Genomic DNA, 3,669 nt, shown 5'->3' with positions numbered 1-3,669 from the left:
CGCCGCCGTTGACGTCGAGGCACTTGTTGCCGTAGACGCGCAGCTCACCGGCGCTGGTGGAGGTCCACTGCTGGTTGTTCTGGCCGTTGCAGTCCCAGATCTGCACCTGAGCGCCGTTGGCCTGCGACGCCCCGCTGACGTCCAGGCACCGCCCGGACCCCACACCCTTGAGCGCGCTCGTGCTCCCCGACGGCGACGACGGCGACGGCGAGGCGGTCGGCGAGGGAGAGGGTGAGGTCGGCGGGGTCGTGTCGAACTGCGTCAGGAACTTCCACGCCTCGCCCGAGGTCCAGGTCCTCCAGCCGTCACAGGTGCACCCGTCGATCGGGCCCGGGGTGTGGCCACCGTCGAACGCCGCCCACACGACCGGGTACCCGGCCCGGCACCCCGAGTAGGCGGTGACGATGTGGGTCAGGCTGCCGACCTGGGCTCGGGCGGATTCTGCGCGGTGCAGCCGTTGTTCCTCACGAACGTGTCACGCAGCCCTCGCCCGGTGGAGATGTTGAGCACCGGGTCCCCGATGCCGTGCACCCCCATGTACGCGATGGGCTGGGTGCCGCCGTTGCACCCGCTGAGCTGCGCGCCGGAGTAGACCACGACCGCGCGGAAGACCGACGCCCGGGCGCAGGCGAGCGCGTAGCTCATACCGCCGCCGTAGCTGAAGCCCGTGGAGAAGATCTGGCTGGTGTCGACGCACAGGCCGGCCTCGATCTGCCTGAGCATGTCGTCGACGAAGGTCACGTCCTGGCCGCCGGGGTTGGCCCAGCCGTTGCCGTTGCCCTGGGGCGCGACGAAGATCGTGCCGTTGTTCGCGGCGTCCGCCAGGCGCCTGAGTCCGTAGTACGACCAGTTGTACCCGTCGGTTCCGCCCGAGTCGACGTCGTTGGCGGTACCGCCGTTCCAGTGGAACCCGAAGATCAGGCGGTAGGGGCGGTTGCTGTCGTAGTTGGCGGGCACCCGCAGGATGTAGCTGCGGTTCTGGCCGCTGCTCACAATCGAGTGCGCGCCGCTCGCCAGCGTCGGGGCCTTGCCGCATCCGGCGGTCGCCGCGGCGGCCACGGCGCTGTGCGTGGCCGACGTCGTTCCGCCGAGCGCCGTACCGCTTATGCCCAGAACGAGAAGTGCTGCCGCCGCGATTGCGGCGAAAAGGGATTTGTGACTCAACATACGCAACTCCATGCGCGGTTAGGGGGTCAGCGGTAGCCAGCGGCGACGACGTCGGCCTGCACCGCGTTCTCGGTGGCGTCGGAGGGATAGCCCGCGACCATGGCTCCTTCGTAGAAGGTGCCGGCGCTGAGGTTGGCGCCGCCGTCGGGCTTGCAGCAGTCGCCGCCGCTGCCCAGGACGATGGCGCCCTGCTTCTTCATGGGGCTGTAGCCGGGGGGAAGCGCGCCGTCGTAAAGGGTGTACAGACTGCCGGACTGCGCGTTGCTGCCCTTGATCGCGAACCGGCTGGTGCCGTTGTTCTTCAGCGTCGCGGTGACGAACTTGCTGGTGAACGCCCTCTGGTTGGGGTTCCACGACTGACTGCCACCGGGGTAGAGGCCCCATTCGAGGTCGGCCTGCACCCAGGGACCCGATCCAGAGCAGCCGCCGAACCAGCAGCTCGTGCCGAAGTAGATCGCGTCCATGGCGCCGGCGGCGTCGGCCTTGCGGGTGGTCTCGCTGTTGCCGTAGTCGAAGCAGCAGCCGCTGTTGACGTGGGTGCCGCTGGTCACCATGTACATGCCCTCGGGCGCGGTGCCGGTCGCACGCCGGTCAGGTGACCGTCCCGCCAGTAGCTGTTGCCGGGGTTGATGTACAGCGAGTAGGCCTTGTTACCGCCGACGGACAATGACTCGGTGGTCGCGATCGCGGGCTTGCTCTGCGGGGACCCGGGGACCACGCTCGACCCCTGGTACCACAGGTCGTTGCCGCGCCCGGACTGGTCGTACACGACGGTGACGACGCAGGTGGTGCCGGCGCAGAAGGAGTCCTGGGCCGCGGCGTTGGCGACGCCGCCCGCGGTCAGGACGCCGATGTTCCTGGTCGTGTTGTCGGAGGAGCGCCGCACCTGGTACAGGTTGCCGTTGTAGGCGTTGTAGAGCGCCCGCGTGGTGCTGTGGGCGGCCACGCACGGGGTGCCACCGGCGGCGTAGATGTCACACGGACGCGAGCCGGGCGGCGGCGGGCTCGGCGACGTGGACGGGCTCGGTGACGTGGTGGGCCCGCCTCCCGCGACGGTCCACCTCTGGTTGCTCTGCCCGTTACAGGTCCACAGGGCGACCGCGGTCCCGTTGGCCGTGGCCGCCTGGTACACGTCCAGGCACAGACCGGACTGGACCCCGGTGATGGACCCGTCGGCGTTCTGGCGCCACTTCTGGTTGGCCTGCCCGTTGCACGACCAGATGACCACCTTCGTGCCCGGCGACGTCCCCTGGCCGTACGCGTCCACGCACCGCGTGCCGCCGAACGTGCGCAGCTCACCGGCCGAGGTGAACTCGAACGCCTGGTTGGCCTGGCCGTTGCAGTCCCAGATCTGCAGGGCGGCGCCCAGCGCATCGGTGTTGCCCGCCACGTCCAGGCAGCGCCCCGAGGACGCGCCGACCAGCGGCGCCATCGCCGCCGATGCCGGTGCCGACCATGTCAGGGCGGTGGCGAGGAGGGCCGCGAGCGCTGCCACGAGGCAGGCCGCGACGGCCGCCGGTGAGCGCCGTCCGCGAGCCGCATGGCCCGACAGGTCAGCGGATGAAGAACCCATTGCTTTCACTCCTTGGGGGGAAGGCACGGCGGAGACAGCCACGTGCTGAATCCGGGCAGCCTCGCCGGAGCCGGCGATAGGCGGTCGTGTCCCATTCATGCGGCGGGTCACTGTGGGAACAGCCCGCAGTGGACGGCTGGGCCGCGGGAGCCGGCCGCTCCTCGATCCTTACGCTCGGTACCGATAAGGCGTCATCCGAAGCGTGGAGACCGAGGCGATGTCGGGTCCCGGTCGCGGACCCGATCCGCGCGCGAAGGCGCATGCACGAAGGAGGAAGGGGTCGCGGACAGCGGGTGAGTAGCCCGGCTGCAGCCCGGAACGCCGACGGCGCGCCTCACGCCGTTGTACGCGGCGAGCCGCGACGTCGGTGGATCACCATCACACCGCATCGGCGAGCGTCTGCTCCGAACCTCCTCGCAAAAGGTCCACGAACCGATTCGCCTCGACCGGGCAACGGAACCCAGCCCCTTATTGCCTCCTGGCGGCGATTACGGGTTTTGTTAGCGCTAACAGATCGACAGAGACTTGACTCGTTCCTTCCTGCCGACGGATTGGGGGGTGGCGGGATGCAGCGAAGCAAATACGACGGGCGACGCGCGTGTCAAGAACCTCCTTCCCCTTCTTACCGGCCCGCGTAAGGGCATGAACTCGCTGCCGCGGCTCTCAGCAGGGATGCTCGCGGTCCCCTGCCGGTCGCGCACGAATGAAAGATTCACAGACCGCCTCGAGCGGACCGGTGCCTTCAGCCCGTCCGCGACCTAACCATGATCACACCATCGAAACGATTCGTCTCCGTACGTGGGAGTGACTACGGAGACGCCCCACCGGCGGGACCGCTCAGCCGGCCGAGCGGAACAGGCGCTGCTGGATCTCTCTGCGGTAGTCGTCGAGTGTGTTGTCGATGTGTGTGGCGGCGGCGTGGGCGGCGG

The 3,669-nt window shown here is 69.1% G+C and carries 5 protein-coding genes; 1 reads left to right on the top strand and 4 read right to left on the bottom strand.

Annotation, left to right across the window (positions count from 1 at the left end; translation table 11 throughout):
• Positions 1 to 163: RICIN domain-containing protein (locus tag B1L11_RS49380; RefSeq protein ID WP_256863439.1), on the bottom strand; the 163-nt coding region annotated here is incomplete at its 3' end.
• 4 nt (positions 164 to 167) lie between these two features.
• Between B1L11_RS49380 and B1L11_RS49375 the strand changes: the two genes are divergently transcribed.
• A complete protein-coding gene (locus B1L11_RS49375; protein WP_218671714.1) occupies positions 168 to 395 on the top strand; it encodes a hypothetical protein in 228 nt (75 codons plus the stop codon).
• A 16-nt stretch (positions 396 to 411) separates the two neighbouring features.
• On the opposite strand, the gene B1L11_RS49370 is transcribed toward B1L11_RS49375, so the two are convergent.
• The 3 genes from B1L11_RS49370 to B1L11_RS55685 all read right to left on the bottom strand — a co-directional run bounded on the left by B1L11_RS49370 (position 412) and on the right by B1L11_RS55685 (position 2,740).
• On the bottom strand, positions 412 to 1,059 hold the full coding sequence (locus B1L11_RS49370; RefSeq protein ID WP_218671713.1) for a PHB depolymerase family esterase: 648 nt from the start codon (positions 1,057 to 1,059) through the stop codon (positions 412 to 414).
• A 134-nt stretch (positions 1,060 to 1,193) separates the two neighbouring features.
• Complete coding sequence (locus tag B1L11_RS55690; RefSeq protein ID WP_218671712.1) at positions 1,194 to 1,727, bottom strand: arabinofuranosidase catalytic domain-containing protein; 534 nt, start codon at positions 1,725 to 1,727, stop codon at positions 1,194 to 1,196.
• Positions 1,715 to 2,740, bottom strand: coding sequence for an arabinofuranosidase catalytic domain-containing protein (locus B1L11_RS55685; RefSeq protein WP_372974785.1), 1,026 nt, complete (start codon positions 2,738 to 2,740; stop codon positions 1,715 to 1,717). The genes B1L11_RS55690 and B1L11_RS55685 overlap by 13 nt, the downstream gene beginning before the upstream one ends.
• Between the last annotated feature and the right edge of the window lie 929 nt (positions 2,741 to 3,669).

This window comes from Microbispora sp. GKU 823 (genome assembly GCF_002027145.1).
Lineage (GTDB): Bacteria > Actinomycetota > Actinomycetes > Streptosporangiales > Streptosporangiaceae > Microbispora > Microbispora siamensis.
The sequence above is the reverse complement of the archived record's forward strand: the minus strand, read 5'-3'. Positions and strand labels throughout refer to the sequence as shown.